Origin of the sequence: Helicobacter labetoulli (assembly GCF_003670275.1) — a bacterium.
Lineage (GTDB): Bacteria > Campylobacterota > Campylobacteria > Campylobacterales > Helicobacteraceae > Helicobacter_C > Helicobacter_C labetoulli.
Genome location: NZ_QXJF01000010.1, coordinates 57,329 through 73,979, shown reverse-complemented (window position 1 = coordinate 73,979; position 16,651 = coordinate 57,329). Strand labels below are relative to the sequence as shown.

Annotated in this window: 17 protein-coding genes; 12 read left to right on the top strand and 5 right to left on the bottom strand. The window is 39.5% G+C overall.

The genetic code is table 11. From position 1 onward, the window contains the following. Positions 1–3: 3 nt before the first annotated feature. From EBF12_RS06550 to EBF12_RS06510, 9 genes are read left to right on the top strand one after another with little or no spacing between them, the layout of a single operon-like run. Complete coding sequence (locus EBF12_RS06550) at positions 4–381, top strand: chemotaxis response regulator CheY (RefSeq protein WP_121726941.1); 378 nt, start codon at positions 4–6, stop codon at positions 379–381. Positions 382–393: 12 nt separating this feature from the next. Next, positions 394–1,380 (top strand): 50S ribosomal protein L11 methyltransferase, encoded by a 987-nt coding sequence (locus tag EBF12_RS06545; RefSeq protein WP_121726940.1) that lies wholly within the window; start codon positions 394–396, stop codon positions 1,378–1,380. 16 nt (positions 1,381–1,396) lie between these two features. After that, the gene (gene ftsH / locus EBF12_RS06540; RefSeq protein ID WP_121726939.1) at positions 1,397–3,292 is read left to right on the top strand and encodes an ATP-dependent zinc metalloprotease FtsH; all 1,896 of its coding nucleotides are present in this window, start codon (positions 1,397–1,399) and stop codon (positions 3,290–3,292) included. 9 nt (positions 3,293–3,301) lie between these two features. Beyond that, entirely contained in the window at positions 3,302–3,937 is a 636-nt protein-coding gene (locus EBF12_RS06535; RefSeq protein ID WP_121726938.1) for a phosphatidylserine decarboxylase, read from the top strand. After that, the gene (gene pssA / locus EBF12_RS06530; protein ID WP_121726937.1) at positions 3,927–4,652 is read left to right on the top strand and encodes a CDP-diacylglycerol--serine O-phosphatidyltransferase; all 726 of its coding nucleotides are present in this window, start codon (positions 3,927–3,929) and stop codon (positions 4,650–4,652) included. Before EBF12_RS06535 ends, pssA begins: the two co-directional genes overlap by 11 nt. 60 nt (positions 4,653–4,712) lie before the next feature. Next, the gene (locus EBF12_RS06525; RefSeq protein WP_121726936.1) at positions 4,713–5,678 is read left to right on the top strand and encodes a chemotaxis protein; all 966 of its coding nucleotides are present in this window, start codon (positions 4,713–4,715) and stop codon (positions 5,676–5,678) included. A gap of 15 nt (positions 5,679–5,693) precedes the next feature. Next, on the top strand, positions 5,694–6,941 hold the full coding sequence (gene nspC, locus EBF12_RS06520) for a carboxynorspermidine decarboxylase (protein ID WP_121726935.1): 1,248 nt from the start codon (positions 5,694–5,696) through the stop codon (positions 6,939–6,941). Next, positions 6,942–7,928 carry a tRNA dihydrouridine synthase gene (locus EBF12_RS06515; RefSeq protein WP_121726934.1) on the top strand — a complete coding sequence of 329 codons (987 nt, stop codon included), beginning with the start codon at positions 6,942–6,944 and terminating at the stop codon, positions 7,926–7,928. Next, entirely contained in the window at positions 7,928–8,671 is a 744-nt protein-coding gene (locus tag EBF12_RS06510; RefSeq protein WP_121726933.1) for a tetratricopeptide repeat protein, read from the top strand. Before EBF12_RS06515 ends, EBF12_RS06510 begins: the two co-directional genes overlap by 1 nt. A gap of 1 nt (position 8,672) precedes the next feature. Here the strand turns inward: EBF12_RS06510 and EBF12_RS06505 are convergent, their stop codons facing one another. Genes EBF12_RS06505 through EBF12_RS06495 form a run of 3 tightly spaced genes read right to left on the bottom strand, consistent with a single transcriptional unit; the run spans position 8,673 to position 11,974 of the window. Beyond that, on the bottom strand, positions 8,673–9,890 hold the full coding sequence (locus EBF12_RS06505) for a sugar transporter (RefSeq protein ID WP_121726932.1): 1,218 nt from the start codon (positions 9,888–9,890) through the stop codon (positions 8,673–8,675). Then, positions 9,880–11,451: a ribonuclease Y gene (gene rny, locus EBF12_RS06500; protein ID WP_121726931.1), complete on the bottom strand. Its 1,572-nt coding sequence runs from the start codon at positions 11,449–11,451 to the stop codon at positions 9,880–9,882. The genes EBF12_RS06505 and rny overlap by 11 nt, the downstream gene beginning before the upstream one ends. After that, positions 11,366–11,974: a 5-formyltetrahydrofolate cyclo-ligase gene (locus EBF12_RS06495; RefSeq protein WP_244196426.1), complete on the bottom strand. Its 609-nt coding sequence runs from the start codon at positions 11,972–11,974 to the stop codon at positions 11,366–11,368. Before EBF12_RS06495 ends, rny begins: the two co-directional genes overlap by 86 nt. Positions 11,975–12,057: 83 nt before the next feature. Here EBF12_RS06495 and EBF12_RS06490 point away from each other — a divergent pair, with 83 nt between their 5' ends. From EBF12_RS06490 to radA, 3 genes are read left to right on the top strand one after another with little or no spacing between them, the layout of a single operon-like run. Further along, positions 12,058–12,732 (top strand): TlpA family protein disulfide reductase, encoded by a 675-nt coding sequence (locus tag EBF12_RS06490; RefSeq protein WP_121726930.1) that lies wholly within the window; start codon positions 12,058–12,060, stop codon positions 12,730–12,732. Beyond that, entirely contained in the window at positions 12,729–13,601 is an 873-nt protein-coding gene (gene ftsY / locus EBF12_RS06485) for a signal recognition particle-docking protein FtsY (protein WP_121726929.1), read from the top strand. The genes EBF12_RS06490 and ftsY overlap by 4 nt, the downstream gene beginning before the upstream one ends. A 9-nt stretch (positions 13,602–13,610) precedes the next feature. Continuing rightward, the gene (radA, locus tag EBF12_RS06480; RefSeq protein WP_121726928.1) at positions 13,611–14,951 is read left to right on the top strand and encodes a DNA repair protein RadA; all 1,341 of its coding nucleotides are present in this window, start codon (positions 13,611–13,613) and stop codon (positions 14,949–14,951) included. Between the two features lie 15 nt (positions 14,952–14,966). On the opposite strand, the gene EBF12_RS06475 is transcribed toward radA, so the two are convergent. After that, positions 14,967–16,169 (bottom strand): hypothetical protein, encoded by a 1,203-nt coding sequence (locus tag EBF12_RS06475; protein WP_121726927.1) that lies wholly within the window; start codon positions 16,167–16,169, stop codon positions 14,967–14,969. A 77-nt stretch (positions 16,170–16,246) separates the two neighbouring features. Further along, positions 16,247–16,630, bottom strand: coding sequence for a hypothetical protein (locus EBF12_RS06470; protein ID WP_121726926.1), 384 nt, complete (start codon positions 16,628–16,630; stop codon positions 16,247–16,249). Positions 16,631–16,651 lie beyond the last annotated feature (21 nt).

Below are 16,651 nucleotides of genomic sequence, written 5' to 3'. Positions count from 1 at the left end.
AACTTGAAACTGCTGGTTGTTGATGATAGCTCTACGATGAGACGGATTATAAAAAATACTCTCCAACGCTTGGGTTATGAGGATCTTTTGGAGGCAGAGCACGGCGTGGAAGCTTGGCAGATTATGGACACTACTGAAGGCATACAAGTGCTTATTACAGACTGGAATATGCCAGAGATGAATGGTCTAGATCTAGTAAAAAAGGTGCGTTCTGATGAGCGATACACTACTATTCCTATCATTATGGTTACAACTGAAGGGGGTAAGGCTGAGGTAATTACAGCCTTGAAAGCTGGGGTTAATAACTATATTGTAAAACCATTTACACCTCAAGTTCTCAAAGAGAAGCTTGAAGTTGTGCTAGGTGTGAATGAAGACTAGGCTTCGGTCTTAATGAATGGCTTGGAAACTCAAACATATTGGGAGATTATTATCCACCCAAGCCACTTTTTAGAGCAATTCGCTGATTTTATCATAGAAAAAACTTCTTGTGCAATAGAGTATTTAGATACTTTGCTTCCTTCAAACCCATTTGCCATTACTTACGATAAAGATTCTTGGGAAAGTGTTGGGGGCTTTAGTATTGCACAAGCTAAGATTCTCCCTCAAAGCAACAATACTCAATCTACACAAATCGTTATCCGCATAGCAGATGATTTTGACATCTCTAGTTTGCTTCAATCCTTACAATCCTACGCTTCAAATCTTTCGGCAATTTTTGAAGAATCTGTTGGCTTTTGCTACCACATTGAAAGAAAGGCAAATTGTGATTGGATACAAGCCTATCAAGATTCTATTCAGCCTATCTCAAGTGGAATCTTCTATATCCGTCCATCTTGGTGTGCAGACAAAGATTCTAGATCCTCACAAGCAAAACACGAAATCATCATTAATCCCGCTCTTGCCTTTGGCTCTGGACATCACGCAAGCACGGCAATGTGTTTGGAACTTCTTAGCCAACTTGACTTACAAAACAAAACATTGCTTGATGTGGGTTGCGGTAGTGGAATCTTAAGCATAGCTAGTCATAAACTCGGGGCAAAAGTTTATGCGTGCGATACTGATGAAAATGCCGTGCTAGAAACGCACAAGAATGCCAAGCTCAATAATGCGGTTTTATGTGATATTTGGCAGGGTAGCATTGCTCAAGCCCCCCAAGATTCTCCGCCCACTTATGATGTTATCACAGCAAATATTATCGCCTTTGTTGTGAAGCTTTTACACAATGACTTTAAGGCAAAATTAGCAAAAAATGGCATTTTAATCCTTTCTGGCATACTTGATGAATATAAATTTGATATAATGCAAACCTTTAATGATTTTAGAGTGCTAGAATCTCGTTGTCAGGACGAGTGGATCGCTTTGAAGCTTACATTATAAATAACAAAGGACATAAATGGAAAATAATGATAAAAAACCACCTTTTAAGCAGAATCCATTTCTTACTTTTGCAATTTTTGTGATTCTTGCCTTACTTTTATTTAAACTATTTTCACCAAATGGCGAATCACTTACCGATAGACTAGTTGGAGGAAGCGTTACAAAGGAGATTAGCTATAACGAACTCAAAGAGCTTATTAGCAAAGGTGAGATTAGCTCTGTGAGTATTGGGCAGACTTATATCAAAGCCTATTCAGCACACAGCTCCCCACGCACACTTTATACGACCAAAAAAGTGGCTGACCTTGGGCTTGTGCCTTTGCTTGATGAGAAAAAGATTGAATATAGTGGCTTTAGTGAGGGGAGCTTCCTAGGCGATCTTGTAAATATGCTTTTGCCTATTTTTATTATCCTTGCTTTATGGATGTTTTTAACAGCTCGTATGCAAAAAAGTATGGGTGGTGGAATCTTTGGTATGGGGAATGCTAAAAAACTTGTTAATGCTGAAAAACCTAATGTGCGTTTTGATGATATGGCAGGTAATGCTGAAGCAAAAGAAGAGGTCGTAGAAATTGTTGATTTTTTAAAATACCCAGAGCGATATGCCGCAGTTGGAGCTAAGATTCCACGCGGTGTGCTTTTAGTAGGACCTCCGGGAACGGGAAAAACACTTTTAGCTAAAGCTGTGGCAGGTGAAGCAAATGTGCCATTTTTCTCAATGAGTGGGAGTAGCTTTATTGAAATGTTTGTAGGGCTTGGGGCAAGTCGGGTAAGAGATTTGTTTGAAATGGCAAAAAAAGATGCTCCAAGCATTATTTTTATTGATGAAATTGATGCCATTGGAAAAAGTCGTGCTGCTGGAAGTATGGTAGGCGGCAATGATGAAAGAGAGCAAACGCTTAATCAACTTTTAGCTGAAATGGACGGATTTGGCTCTGAATCTGCCCCTGTTATCGTCCTTGCAGCGACTAACCGCCCGGAGATTCTAGACCCTGCACTTTTGCGTCCGGGGCGATTTGATAGACAAGTGCTTGTGGATAAGCCTGATTTTGAAGGGCGACTTGAGATTCTCAAAGTGCATATCAAAAATGTTTCCTTGGCACGAGATGTAGATTTGCACGAAATTGCGAAATTTACTGCAGGACTTGCAGGAGCGGATTTGGCAAATATTATTAATGAAGCTGCACTTCTTGCAGGAAGAGAAAACAAAAAAGAAGTAAGCCAAAAGCACCTTAAAGAAGCAGTAGAAAGGGGTATCGCAGGGCTAGAGAAAAAATCTCGCAGAATCTCGCCAAAAGAAAAAAAGATTGTGGCTTACCACGAGAGTGGGCACGCTGTTGTTTCTGAAATGACAAAAGGAGCTGATAGGGTCAATAAAGTCTCTATTATTCCGCGTGGTATGGCGGCACTTGGCTACACGCTTCACACGCCTGAAGAAAATCGCTATCTTATGCAAAAACACGAACTTATGGCAGAAGTAGATGTGCTTTTAGGCGGTAGAGCGGCTGAAGAGGTCTTCTTAGGAGAAATCTCAACTGGGGCAAGTAATGATTTAGAAAGAGCAACTGGAATCTTAAAATCAATGATAAGTTATTATGGAATGACTGATGTAAGTGGGCTTATGGTGCTTGAAAAGCAACGCAATACATTCTTAGGCGGTGGTGGTGTACAACGCGAATTTAGCGAAGCTCTTGCTCAAGAGATTGATACCCATATCAAAAATACGCTTGATGAACGCTACACGCATGTAAAAAAGCTTCTTAGCGATTATAAAGATGCTATCGAAAATATGGTTAAAGAGCTTTTTGAAAAAGAGGTAATTGATGGAGCTAGAGTGCGGGAGATTATTGAGGAATATGAGAAGCAAAACAATTTAGAAACTCGTCTTATCCCTATTGATGAAGAAGAATAAGGAGAGAAAATGACAACAACACAAATCATTGCAAAACAAGGTTGGATTGGCACAGGTGTGCTGCTTGCTCTTTTTCTTATAAGTGCTTTGTTTGATTGGACTTTGTGTGCGTTTGTCTTATTTATTATGCTTGTGTTGTGGATTGCTATGTTTAGGAATCCAGAGCGGATTCCACAAACACACGAAAATAATGTGTTTGTATCGCCTGTTGATGGTATTGTGAGAGATATTCACTCCACAAACAATGAGATACATATTTTGATTGAAACAAGCTTTCTTGATGTGGGTGTAATACGCGCTCCTTGTGATGTTTTTGAAGGAGAGATAAGCGACAAAAAAGGCTTGTCTCTCACTTGTTGTAATAAGCAAAAGCAAACCCAGCTCAACGCCACAATGCGATTTGAAAATAAACAAGATTGTGTATTCTCTATGGAATTTTTTCCTATTTTCTTCTCTTCTCACGAGTTATTTGCTCATAGTCATTTGGAGTTGGGCGAACGCATAGGTTTTATGAAAGCAGGAATGACACAAATCACTATCCCTCAAGATTCTAAAAACTCATTTAATGAGATTGAGCTTAAGGTAAGCATTGGCGATAGGGTGAGTGCCTCACAAAGTGTAATAGGATATTTTTATGAAGTTTAATCCACTTTTCATTCTGCCAAATCTCTTTACTGCAGGAAGTATTTTTTTAGGAATCTTGAGTGTAATTTACGCCTCAAAAGGTAGCTTTGAAATGGCGTGTTGGCTTATACTTGCCTCTATGATACTAGATGGGCTTGATGGACGCGTAGCTAGACTTACAAACACTGCGAGTAAATTTGGTGTTGAATTTGACTCACTTGCCGATGTTGTGGCATTTGGTGTAGCTCCAGCAATGTTGCTTTATTTTTATATCGGCATAGATTATGGGCGATTGGGTATGTGTATCCCAGCGATTTTTGTCATTTTTGGAGCAGTGCGTTTAGCTCGTTTTAACATTACAACAAGTAGCGAACCAAACTTTTTTATTGGTCTGCCCATTCCCTCTGCTGCGGTTGTTGTAATGCTTTGGGTGCTTATTGATTTGGAATATGACTTTATTAGAACTTATGGTTATGGCTATGTTGTGCTAATTGGGAGCTTTATCATCAGTATCCTTATGGTGAGCAATATTCGCTATCCTAGTTTTAAAAAAATGCAGTGGAATTTTAAATCATTTATCGCTGTGATTTTACTGCTTGGCGTTGTGTATGTGAATCCACAAGAGACTTTATGTGTGCTTATGAGCGGATATGTGATATATGGTATCCTGCGATGGCTTGTGCTTATCGTAAAAATGCGTTTTAGCACAAAACCAGCTAAAGACAAAAAGGCATAAAGTTAGATTTAATGATTTTGTGCTAAGATTTTGCTATTTTTGAAAATTTGAGGTGTGATTATGTCTAAAACGAGTATGTCAAAAATCGATCAGGTAACAAGCCTTCACAAAAATAACGAGTTGCAGCTACTTTGTTTTCGTTTAGAAAAAGGCAAAGATCTCTATGCAGTGAATGTCTTTAAGATTCGCGAGGTGATTAAATACAGCGGAATGCTCACGGTTGTTACACACGAGAGCAATAGCCTAGTGGAGGGGCTTATTACCATTCGTGAGCTGACAATCCCTCTTATTGATATGCGTAAGTGGTTTTATTATGATAGTAACAATAAAGCAAGAAATTTGCGTGATTATGGAGTGAAGAGAGAGCCGGGGGAAGAGGATATTATTATGATTTGTGAGTTTTCACGCTGGACAATTGGCGTGAGAATCTACGAAGCAGATAGAATCTTAAACAAAAAATGGACAGAGATTGAGCAAGGTGTAGGTGTAGGTGGTGGCGGACATAATGGCAAGCTTGTTAGCCGCACACGCTATTTTGATGGACGCTTAGTGCAAGTTGTAGATATTGAAAAAATGCTCATAGATGTCTTTCCGTGGATTGAAAAAGATAAGGAAGAAGGCATTGCCAAAATCTCTCAAGTGGATACGACAAAGAGCATTCTTCTTGCCGATGATAGTCCTACCGTGCTACGCACAATGCAGCTTATACTCAACAAGCTTGGCGTTATCCACCACGATTTTATCAATGGCAAACATTTGCTTGATTATCTTTTCTCGCCAACTACTGATATTAACTCCATTGGTATGATTATCACAGACCTTGAAATGCCAGAAGCAAGTGGATTTGAGGTTATCAAACAAGTCAAAAGCAACCCTGCTACCGCACATTTACCTATCGTGGTTAATTCATCAATGAGTGGAAGTAGCAACGAAGATATGGCGCGCTCCCTTGATGCTGATGAGTTTATCTCTAAGTCAAATCCTGTTGAAATTGAGGCTGCGGTAAGAAAATTTGCCCTTAAATAACAAAGTGATTTAAATATGCGAGATTCTCTCACACTTTTAGAGATTCCAACTCCAGCTTATGTCTTAGAGGAAGAAAAGCTCAATCACAATCTTAGAATCTTAGATTCCATTCAACAACAAAGTGGAGCAAAGATTCTCCTAGCGTTGAAAGGCTATGCTTTTTGGAGGCGGTTTGATACGCTTAAACACACACTGAGTGGAAGCACGGCAAGCGGCTTGTATGAGGCAAGACTAGGCTATGAAGAAATAGGGGGCAGGGTAGCTACACAAACACAACATCACCATACGCAAAGCAAGGAAATATGCGTCTTTTCTCCAGCTTACAAAGAGAGTGAGTTTGAATCTATCCTAGAATACGCCACACATATTATTTTTAACTCTTTTGATCAATGGCAAAAGTTTAAACCCCTGATAGATTCTAAAAATCAAGCACTCCTAGCACAAAATCTTTCTCTCATTGAAGTGGGACTGCGTGTCAATCCTCTATATAGCGAGGTAGAGCCGCCTATTTACAATCCTTGTGTTGCGGGCTCTCGCTTAGGTATCACACCTCAAGCATTTGAAGAAGGCGTAAAACAATATGGTATTGAAGGCATTGATGGTTTGCATTTTCACACGCATTGCGAGCAAGATTCTGCTGCCCTTTCACGCACATTGCCACACTTTGAAAAGCACTTTGGAATCTATCTCAAAAATAAAAAGTGGGTTAATTTTGGCGGGGGACATCACATCACGCGGGAGGATTATGACTGCGAGTTGCTTATCCATCTTATTAAAGACTTTAAGCAACGATATGATGACATTGAAGTGTTCTTAGAGCCGGGTGAAGCTGTAGGGTGGCAAGTAGGCTTTCTTATAGGCGAGGTCATTGATATTGTCCAAAATGAGATGAATATCGCTATCCTTGATGCGAGTGCCGCAGCTCATATGCCTGATTGCCTTGAAATGCCCTATCGCCCAAATCTTTGCAAGCTTTCAAAAAATGGCGATATAGAATCTGATAAAGGAGCTAATATCGCAAAATATACTTATCGCTTAGGCGGTCCAACTTGTCTAGCTGGAGATGTCATAGGCGATTATAGCTTTGATACACCTTTACTTGTTGGCGATAAAATCATTTTTGAGGATATGCTTCATTACACTATTGTAAAAAATAATACCTTCAATGGTATTCCCCTACCCTCTCTTGGCGTGATTGACACAAATGGCAAGTTTGAAGTTCTAAAAAGTTTTGACTACACAGACTATAAGCAGAGAAACTAAATGATTGAGTTTAATAATCTCTTAATGTTAGCCCCTCTTGCAGGATACACAGATTTGCCATTCCGCAGCGTAGTTAAGGGCTTTGGCGTGGATATAACCGTGAGTGAGATGATAAGCTCTCACGCCCTTGTGTATAACAACAAACGCACCCTAAAAATGCTTGAAAAATCCCCAAAAGAGCAGCCTTATAGCGTGCAAATTTCTGGCTCAAAACAAGAGGTGATTAAACAAGCTGTGGAGATTCTAAACGCTCAAGGAGGTATTGATATTATTGATTTAAATTGTGGTTGCCCAGCCCCAAAAGTGGCAAATCACGGCAATGGAAGCGGTCTTTTAAAAGATTTGAATCTGTTAGTAAAAATCGCAAACCTTATTAAAGAAAACGCCAAAACACCCTATACAAGTCTCAAAGTCCGCCTTGGTTTTGATAAGAAGATTCCACACGAGATAGCTCAAGCCCTCAAAGATGTAAAATCGGATTTTGTCGTGGTGCATGGACGCACACGAGCAGATGGCTACAAAAAAGAGAGGATTGATTATGATGCCATCGCACATATTAAGCAAAATATCCCTATGCCCCTTATTGCTAATGGCGAGATTGATAGCGCAACAAAAGCCCAAGAGGTGCTAGAACATACCGGTGCTAATGGCGTGATGATAGGACGAGCCGCCATTACCTCGCCGTGGATTTTTTGGCAGATTAGAAATAAGACGCACAAGATTCCACCTATTATTAAAAAAGAGCTTGTGTTGGAGCATTTTAATAAAATGATAGAGTTTTATGGGGAAAGGGGAGCGATTATGTTTCGCAAGAATCTTCACGCCTACACAAAAGGACACGATGGGGCAAGTGAGTTTAGAAACCTGATTAATACACTAAGTGATGTTACTCAAATCACACAACATATTGAAAATTTCTTTTCACATAATCAAATGGTAACACATAACTTCCCACAGCTTGTGCATCTTAATAAAAGGAGCAGCTAGTGAGAATCTTGGGCTTTTATCTTATGCTTTTATCCATCACATTTGCCTTTGCTAATGAAAATGAGCAAATGGATAAAGACAATGCAGAATCTACTCTCTCTCCGCTCGTGCATTCAATCCGCCAAGTAGATTCTATGTTTTATCAAGGTGTAACACGATGGACAAAAAATAGTGATGAAGCAAGTGTTTTTCTAAAAAAAGCCTGTGATAGCAAACATCCGGGTGCTTGTCTTTACCTTGGAAGTTACTATGAAAACAAGTCCTCTAAGGATAAAAAAGATTCTAAAGCAAATCTAGAAAAATCCCAGCAATTCTACCAGCTTGGCTATCAAAATAGCATAGAAGCGTGCAAACAAGGGGCTGTGGAGTGGTGCTCCATTCAAACCGTAGCACTCATTGATGGACACGGCGTAACAAAGGATATTCAAAAAGGCTTAGAATACCTTGAGATTTTGTGTGAGCGTGATATGGAAAATGCGTGTTTTGTGCTTGGGACATATTATTTTTATGGCGTGAATGTTAAGCAGGATTTGCAAAAAAGCAAAGAATTTACACAAAAAGCCCTTGAGCTAGATTCACAAGCTTGTGATGAAAACCGCTTATATGCGTGTGTGATTGGTGCAGAGATTTACCAACAAGGGCTCAATACCCCTCAAGATTTAACAAAAGCAAAGCTCCTGTATTCTCGTGCGTGTGAAATAAATAATCAATTTGCTTGTGATTATGTGAAAAAGCTGAAGTAATCTATACTCTCTTAAACCTCCTAAATACTTTCGCAAAGCCCATAACACTCACAAAATATAACGCCGCAACAGCACATATCCCACTTGCCACAAAGCCAATAGATTCTATCCCAAAATGCGTATATGCCAAGCCGCCAATCAACGCCCCACTGCCTATGCCAACATTAAAAATACCCGAATAAATACTCATCGCCACCGCCGTAGCATTTGGCACAGCGGCAATCACTTGTGATTGAAAAATCACACCAAAAAGCATAAAGCATAGCCCCCACACCGCACAAAGTAGTGTAATAGCCACACTAGATTCACTCACAACATACAACAAAAGCATACTAAGCCCCAAGCCAAAAAGGCTAAGACGCACAAAGGCTAAATGAAACCGCTCATAGAATCTTGCAAACAGCACACTGCCCACCACCCCCATAAGTCCAAACAAACACAAGATAAAAGTAACAGAGTTAGCCCTAAACCCTGCTACATTTTCCAAAAATGGCTCAATATAAGTATATGCACTAAAATGTCCGCTCACAAAAACAAGTGTGAGAAAACAAATCTTCATAAATGCCTTGTTATGCAGCAATGTGGGAAGCGTTTTTAGCGAGATACTTTGTGTGTTAGGCATACTAGGAAACACTCTCCAAAACGCAATGCCAACACACAATGCCACAAGTCCAATACACAAAAAGCTTACACGCCAATCCACATACAGCCCTATCATACGCCCAAGCGGTAAGCCCACAATCATAGCAAGTGAGCTACCGGTAATCACAAAGCCTAACGCACTGCTTTGCTTACCCTTTGGTGCAGCACGCACCGCCATAACAGAGGCGATAGACCAAAAGAGCGCGTGAGAGAGAGCTACACCTATGCGAGAAGCTACAAGTAGAGTAAAATTTTGTGCTAAAGCAGAGATGAAATGACTAAGCACAAATACAGCAATAACGCCTAGCATAAGAGATTTAAGATTGCTTTGTGCAAAGTAAAGCATAAGCGGCAAAGAAGAGAGGGCAACCACCCACGCATAGATAGTTAGCATTAGCCCAACTTCTGAATCACTCATAGCAAAATCATTACCAATCGCACCCAAAAGCCCAATAGGTATAAACTCCGAAGTATTAAAGATAAATGCCCCAAAAGTAACGCATAAAACAGGTAACCAAGCAAAAATGCTAGAATCTTGGCAGGAACCTTTCAAACCCTTATGACAATTATCTTGCATATTCCACAGCCCTTAACTCCCTAATCACGCTTACTTTAATCTCGCCGGGATATTGCAGACTAGATTCTATCTCTTTAGCTATCTCGCGTGCTAGCACAATACTTTGCTCATCACTGACCAAATCCGCTCTTACAATCACACGCACTTCTCTGCCTGCATTAATAGCATAGGCTTGTTTCACGCCGATTTTATCCATCGCAATATTTTCAATATCCTGCATTCTTTTTAGGAAATTCTCAAGCACTTCGCGTCTAGCCCCCGGTCGTGCAGCAGAGAGTGCATCTGCAGCGCACACAGCGGCACATTCTATACTTTTTATCTCTTCATAGCCGTGATGAGCTTTGATTGCATTAATTACCACAGGATGTTCTTTATAACAAGTGCAAACCTCAACACCCAAATCCACGTGGCTACCGCCAAGCTCTTGGGTGAGTGCCTTGCCTATATCGTGTAAGATTCCAGCTCTTCGTGCGAGTTTCTCATCTCCGCCAAGCTCCCCTGCAATAATGGCTGCAAGATTTGCCACTTCAATAGAATGCCCAAGCGCATTTTGCCCAAAAGACGCACGATAACGCATTTTGCCAAGCAAAAACTTCAATTCTGGGTGCATATAGCCAAGCCCCATATCAAGCACGATATTTTCGCCATCTTGACGCATCTGCTCGTCCATTTCATTTTTAATGCGTTCATACACTTCTTCAATGCGTGAGGGCTGAATCCGCCCATCTTCCACAAGGCTCTCAATCGTGCGTGTAGCAATGGCTCTACGATAGAGATTAAAACTACTTAAAATAATGCTACAAGGCGTATCATCAATGATGACATCTACACCGCTAATAAGCTCCAAGGTCTTAATATTCCTTCCCTCTTTGCCAATAATACGCCCCTTTAGCTCATCATTTGGGAGATTAACGACATTAACTAAGCGTTCAGTAGCAAACTCACCCGCATAACGCGTAGTAGCTTGAGCAAGGATATAGTTTGCCTTTCTTTTTGCCTCATCTTTTGCCTCTCTCTCGTAGTGGCGGATAAGCATAGCCTTTTCATCGGCAAGCTCCATTTCAAGATGCGAAAGCAAAATGCTTGTGGCTTCCTCCCTACTCATTTTTGCGTGATTTGCTATGATATTTAGCATTTCTTTTTTGGCGTTTTGATACTCAAGCTTGAGTTTGTCCTGCTCACTTTGGGAACGCAAAACCTTGACCTTAAGTTCGGCAACTTCTTGCTTTTCTCTCTCAACTTGTTGTTTTTGATGATTAAGCTGCTGATAGCGACACTGCTCCTCTTTCTCAAATTCCGCCAAAACAGATTCATACTCCTTTTTTAGTCTAGCACTCTCTTTATCAAAGTGCTGCTGGAGCTTGAGCTGCTCTTCTTTGATTTGAATCTTGTGGTCTTTGAGCTTTTCTTGTGCCTCATACTCAATTGCCTTAGCTTTTGCTTTAGCTTGTTCTATAATCACTTGAGAGTGAGAGTTAAAAATCTTTCTTGTGATAAGATAAACACTCACGCCCACCAATAATGCGAAGGTTATACCTCCTATTGCATACCATACTTCCATTGTGTTTCCTTAAACATAAAGCCGATGGGGTGAGAAAACAATCTCCTCGCACATCATAAGATTCTGTAATTACGCTTGGAGTGTAATTTGGACTTCTTGCTATAAAAATAATATGAACTTTCTCTTTCAGGCAGGACATAAATCTATCATACATACCCTTGCCAAAACCAATACGCCTAAAATCCTCATCTATCCCCAAAACTGGGATAATCATCGCATCAACTTTTATTAAATTAAATGTAGAATTGTTTGACTCATAAATGCCAAGAGCGTTTTTTTGCAATGGCATTCGCAATGGTATCATTTTAAAATAAAGTTCTTGTATATAAGGGATAAAAACTCTATATTTTTTTTTGCGAAGTGTGGCAATGAGCGGAAAAATATTTACCTCATTACCAAAAGGCATATACACAAGCACATTTTTAATCTTTTTTTGCTTTAGCATTGCAAAGAGTGTGTTGTTAAGTGCTTTATCTTGCAATAAGGCATAGCGTGTTTTGTAGCCTAAAAATGTTTTTGCCACTTTTCTAAAGTCTTGTTTGGTAATTATTAATCCTTTTTTTGGATATAATGATAACACAAAACCTAATACTTTGGAGAAGGGCGATGAAACTTTCACAGATTCTCATAAAACAATCTCATTTTAAGTTTTTCTTTATGTATGTGGCAATAGCAGTATTGTTGAGTGCGTGTAGTGATGAGGGCGATAAGGATAAAGATGTATTTGGATTTGAAGGTGGAGGGCAGGATAAGATTCTAAGCATTGAGGTTATAAACACGCAAAATGAATCTTTAAAATTTAAAACCAATCAAACCCAAAGTGTATTTCAAACCCAAGATGAACGCCCAACCTTGCTTTTTTTCATCTCTAAAGACTGCATACAATGTCAAGATGAGCTACTCCATATCCTTGATTTACACAATAAATATCAAGAGTTTATCTCTGTGATTGCCATTAGCCCAAAAGAAGACCTTGCGAGTTTGCAGCAGCAAGTAAGTGCTATTAACCCAAGATTCAAGCTCTATGCCCCAAATGACAATAAGAATCTGCTCAATTTCCTAAGCAAAGATGAGAAACTAAGCTACATTGCCCTCTATGATAAACAGGGTGAAAAGGTGATTGACTATGTGGGATTAGTGCCTGAAGAGATGGTGGAGCTTGACATACGCTATCTTATTCAAGACAAGCTTGATGCCAAAGCACAAGATGAGATTGAAACCCTTGATAATCTCCCACAAGAGTCAGATTCAAATCTAACTCAAAATCAAGAGCAAAAATGATTTTATCCCTAAGTAAAACTCTTCAAAAAACTACCCAAAATATCGCCTCACTTCTTGGCTCAAAAAAAGATAAGCTAAGCAAAGATGAGCTAGAGGAGATTTTGATTGAATGCGATATTGCATACGAGCTTGTGGAATCTATTCTAGAATCTTTGCCTTCCTATGTTTCAAAAGAGGCGTTGCACAAAGCCCTTCTTGCTCTACTTGAAATTGAATCTTCCCCCCTGCTAAAAAATGCAGATTCTATCAAACCACTTGTTACATTAATCGTTGGCGTAAATGGTGCGGGCAAAACTACAAGCATTGCCAAACTTGCACATCTTGCGCAAAAAGAAGGCAAAAAGGTAATGTTGGCTGCGGGAGACACTTTCCGTGCGGCTGCTATTGAGCAAATCAAGCTTTGGGGGCAAAAGCTCAATATCCCCGTTATTGCCACGCAGCATATGCACGACCCAAGTGCGGTTGCTTTTGATAGCATTAATTCTGCTTTGGCAAAAAACATTGATGAGCTTTACATTGACACAGCTGGGCGATTGCATAACCAAACAAATCTCAATAATGAGCTTTTAAAAATCGTGCGTGTATGCCAAAAGGCACTCAATAATTTGCCTTTAAGAAAATTCCTTGTGCTTGATGGCACACAGGGAAGTTCTGCAATCAATCAGGCTAAAGCTTTTTCGCAAAATATCGCATTTGATGGCATTATCATCACCAAGCTTGATGGCACAAGCAAGGGAGGGGCGATTTTTAGCATTGTGAGTGAGCTAAAAATCCCTATTTGCTTCATAGGCGTGGGTGAGAAAGAAAATGATTTACTTAGATTTGACAAGCAAGAATATGTGAATATTCTCCTTGATAGCATTTTTTAAGGCTTTAAAGTGGCAAAAAAAAGTGTAATTTTTGAATGTCAATTTTGTGGTTGGCAAAGCCCAAAATGGCTTGGAAAATGCAGTAACTGCGGGAGTTGGGACGCTTTAGTTGAGCTTAAAGGTGATATGTTAAAAGCCTCACAAGCTCACAAGCTCACAAGCTCAAATACAGCCCACGCTATCCCAATCACACAGGTTGATTTTGAATCTGTTCAATATTTTACCTCCCACGAAGAAGAGCTTGATATTGTGCTTGGTGGGGGTATTGTGCCGGGTGGCTTATATCTCATTGGTGGAAGTCCGGGTGTAGGTAAATCCACACTTTTATTAAAAATTGCTGGGAATCTTGCTGAAAAATCAAGACTTAAGATTCTCTATGTAAGTGGGGAGGAGAGTGCTGGACAGATTAAAATGCGTTCTACTCGGCTTGGTGCTGTAAGTGAGCATCTCTTTTTACTTAATGAGATTGATTTAAGCACAATCACACAAGCCTTTGATGAGCGAACATATAGCCTTTGTGTGATAGATTCTATTCAAACAATTTATTCTCCTGACATCACCTCTGCACCCGGTAGTGTCTCGCAGGTGCGTGAGGTAACCTTTGCTCTTATGCGACTTGCTAAGGAGCGTAATATCAGCATTTTTATCATTGGACATATCACAAAAGAAGGCTCTATTGCTGGACCTAGAATCTTGGAGCATATGGTTGATTGTGTGCTGTATTTTGAAGGTGATCCAAGCAAAGAGCTAAGAATGCTACGAGGATTCAAAAATCGCTTTGGCACAACAAGTGAAATTGGAATCTTTGAGATGAAAGAAGAAGGACTGATAAGTGCCAAAAACGCCTCAAAGCTATTTTTCACGCATAAATCCCCACAAGCTGGGAGTGCCGTGGCAGTCGTGCTTGAAGGGAGCAGAGCCATTGCTATTGAGATTCAAGCCCTTGTGAGTGAATCAGCTTACCCCAAACGCTCCTGCACGGGCTTTGATAACAATCGCTTAAATATGCTTCTCGCCCTTTTGGAGCGAAAACTTGACATACCGCTTGGACGATATGATGTGTTTGTTAATGTTGTCGGTGGGATAAAGATTAATGAGCCAAGTGCTGATTTAGCCGTTATTGCAAGTATTATCTCAAGCTTTAAAAATCGTCCGCTTAGTCCCAAAACCGCCTTTATTGGTGAAGTCTCGCTTGTAGGCGATATACGCGAAGTAAGCAATATAGAGACAAGATTAAAAGAGCTAGAAAGCTATGGATTTGAAAAAGTTATACTCGCTAAAAAGCCAAAAAACACGACAATCAAATGCTTTGAAGCAAATGAAGTAAGCAAGATTCTAGAGTGGATGTAGAATCTTGCTTACTTCCTATGGGACACGCAAAACATACACCTGTGAGGGAAGCTTGAAAATATTGCCTCTATTATCAAAAGATGTAGAGATACTAAGCTTTTTTAATACCCAAGCCCCCAAGCTCATAAGATTATACATAGGGTAATAAGGGTAATTATTTGAAACAAATAAAACTTCATATTGACTCACAATATCCTGCACATCAGCTGGAGTCACATACTTTGAACTTGCATAGTGCAAAATTACCAAATCACCACTTTGTGGCTCACTCACCTCATCGCTATTAAAAAATGTCAATGGAGAGTTTGGATTGATAGTGAAGTTTTTACCATTTGGCTCTTTAGATTTAATATCATAATTATCAGCAACACCATAATATTTTGACAATGTTTGAAATAACGCAGGATAATACCAATATGAGTTGGCACATTTGCTAAAACCTCGACAAAATCCATCAAAATAAAGATTGACTTGAGCAGGAGACTTGCGAATGTATTCTGCTAAAAAATCAAAAGCATCTTGAGTGTTTTTACTTTGTGTCTTGTAAGTGGTAAAACCGCTTAAACCTTGTGGTATTGCACTTGTAAGTAAAAGGAATATACCTACACACAAAATCACTCGAGCTAACAAAAAGTTTAGGTGTTTTGCATAAAGACGCGCACAAAAACACACATACAAAAAGGCAAGAATATTTGCCGGTGAAAAATAGTGAAAAGCTGCCATTCCAAGATATATATAAGCCGCAAAATACAGCAAGGCAATCATTCCAATACTATCGCCCACTGGATTCAAACTTTCTTTGCATCTTAGGATTCTATATAGACGAAATAATAATGCACTTGGCAAAAGTATGCCAACGACAGGAGTAGCCAAAAACAGAACAACCAAGGTATTTAAAAGTGAGTAAAATGGAATTATACTTATATATGCCCCTTTTCCACCAAGGGCAAAATACGCATATAACATTAAAAACAAAATCCCACTTAGCATACACGATACATCAAACAATATCACTCTTTTATCAAGCAGATTGAATCTAAACTTTTCATTCCACAAAGCAAAAAATAAATGAAAAAAGCCAAATCCACCAATGAGTATAAAGGCAACTTCTTTTAAATAAATACAGGCATTACCAAAGATAAGTGCCAAAATGAGCCATATAAATTTCTTACTTTCAAAATACCAAAACGCCATAAGAATAAACAATAATAAAAACATAATCTCGGTTAGCTCTGGGTAACAAAAAGCAACAACGATATGTGCATACCCCGCACTTAAACTAAAGGCTATAAAGGCTATACATATATACCCCCCCCCCCGTAATAATTAGAATTAGAGAAAGCACATAGAGCCATTCCTATACGCCAAAATGCCCACGCAGTAATGATAAACACACACGCATTGCCAATCATAAACGCGTAAGGACTTGTAGAAAAAAGAGCCACAAGATTGAGATTCCACCCAGCTAGTGGGAAAAACCGCCCAATCCCAAAATCAAGTCCGTGCCAAACCTGCTCCCCTTGCTTAAAAGCTGTATAAAAATTTATATCATCACCTGCCATGAATGGCATAGCCGAATTATAAACAATCCCACAAACATACAAAACAACAAACAAGATATAAATATTACGCCATATAGCATAATGTTTTGTTTCCACTAAATTTGTTTTTGACATCATTCCAAACTCCTTTGAATTTTT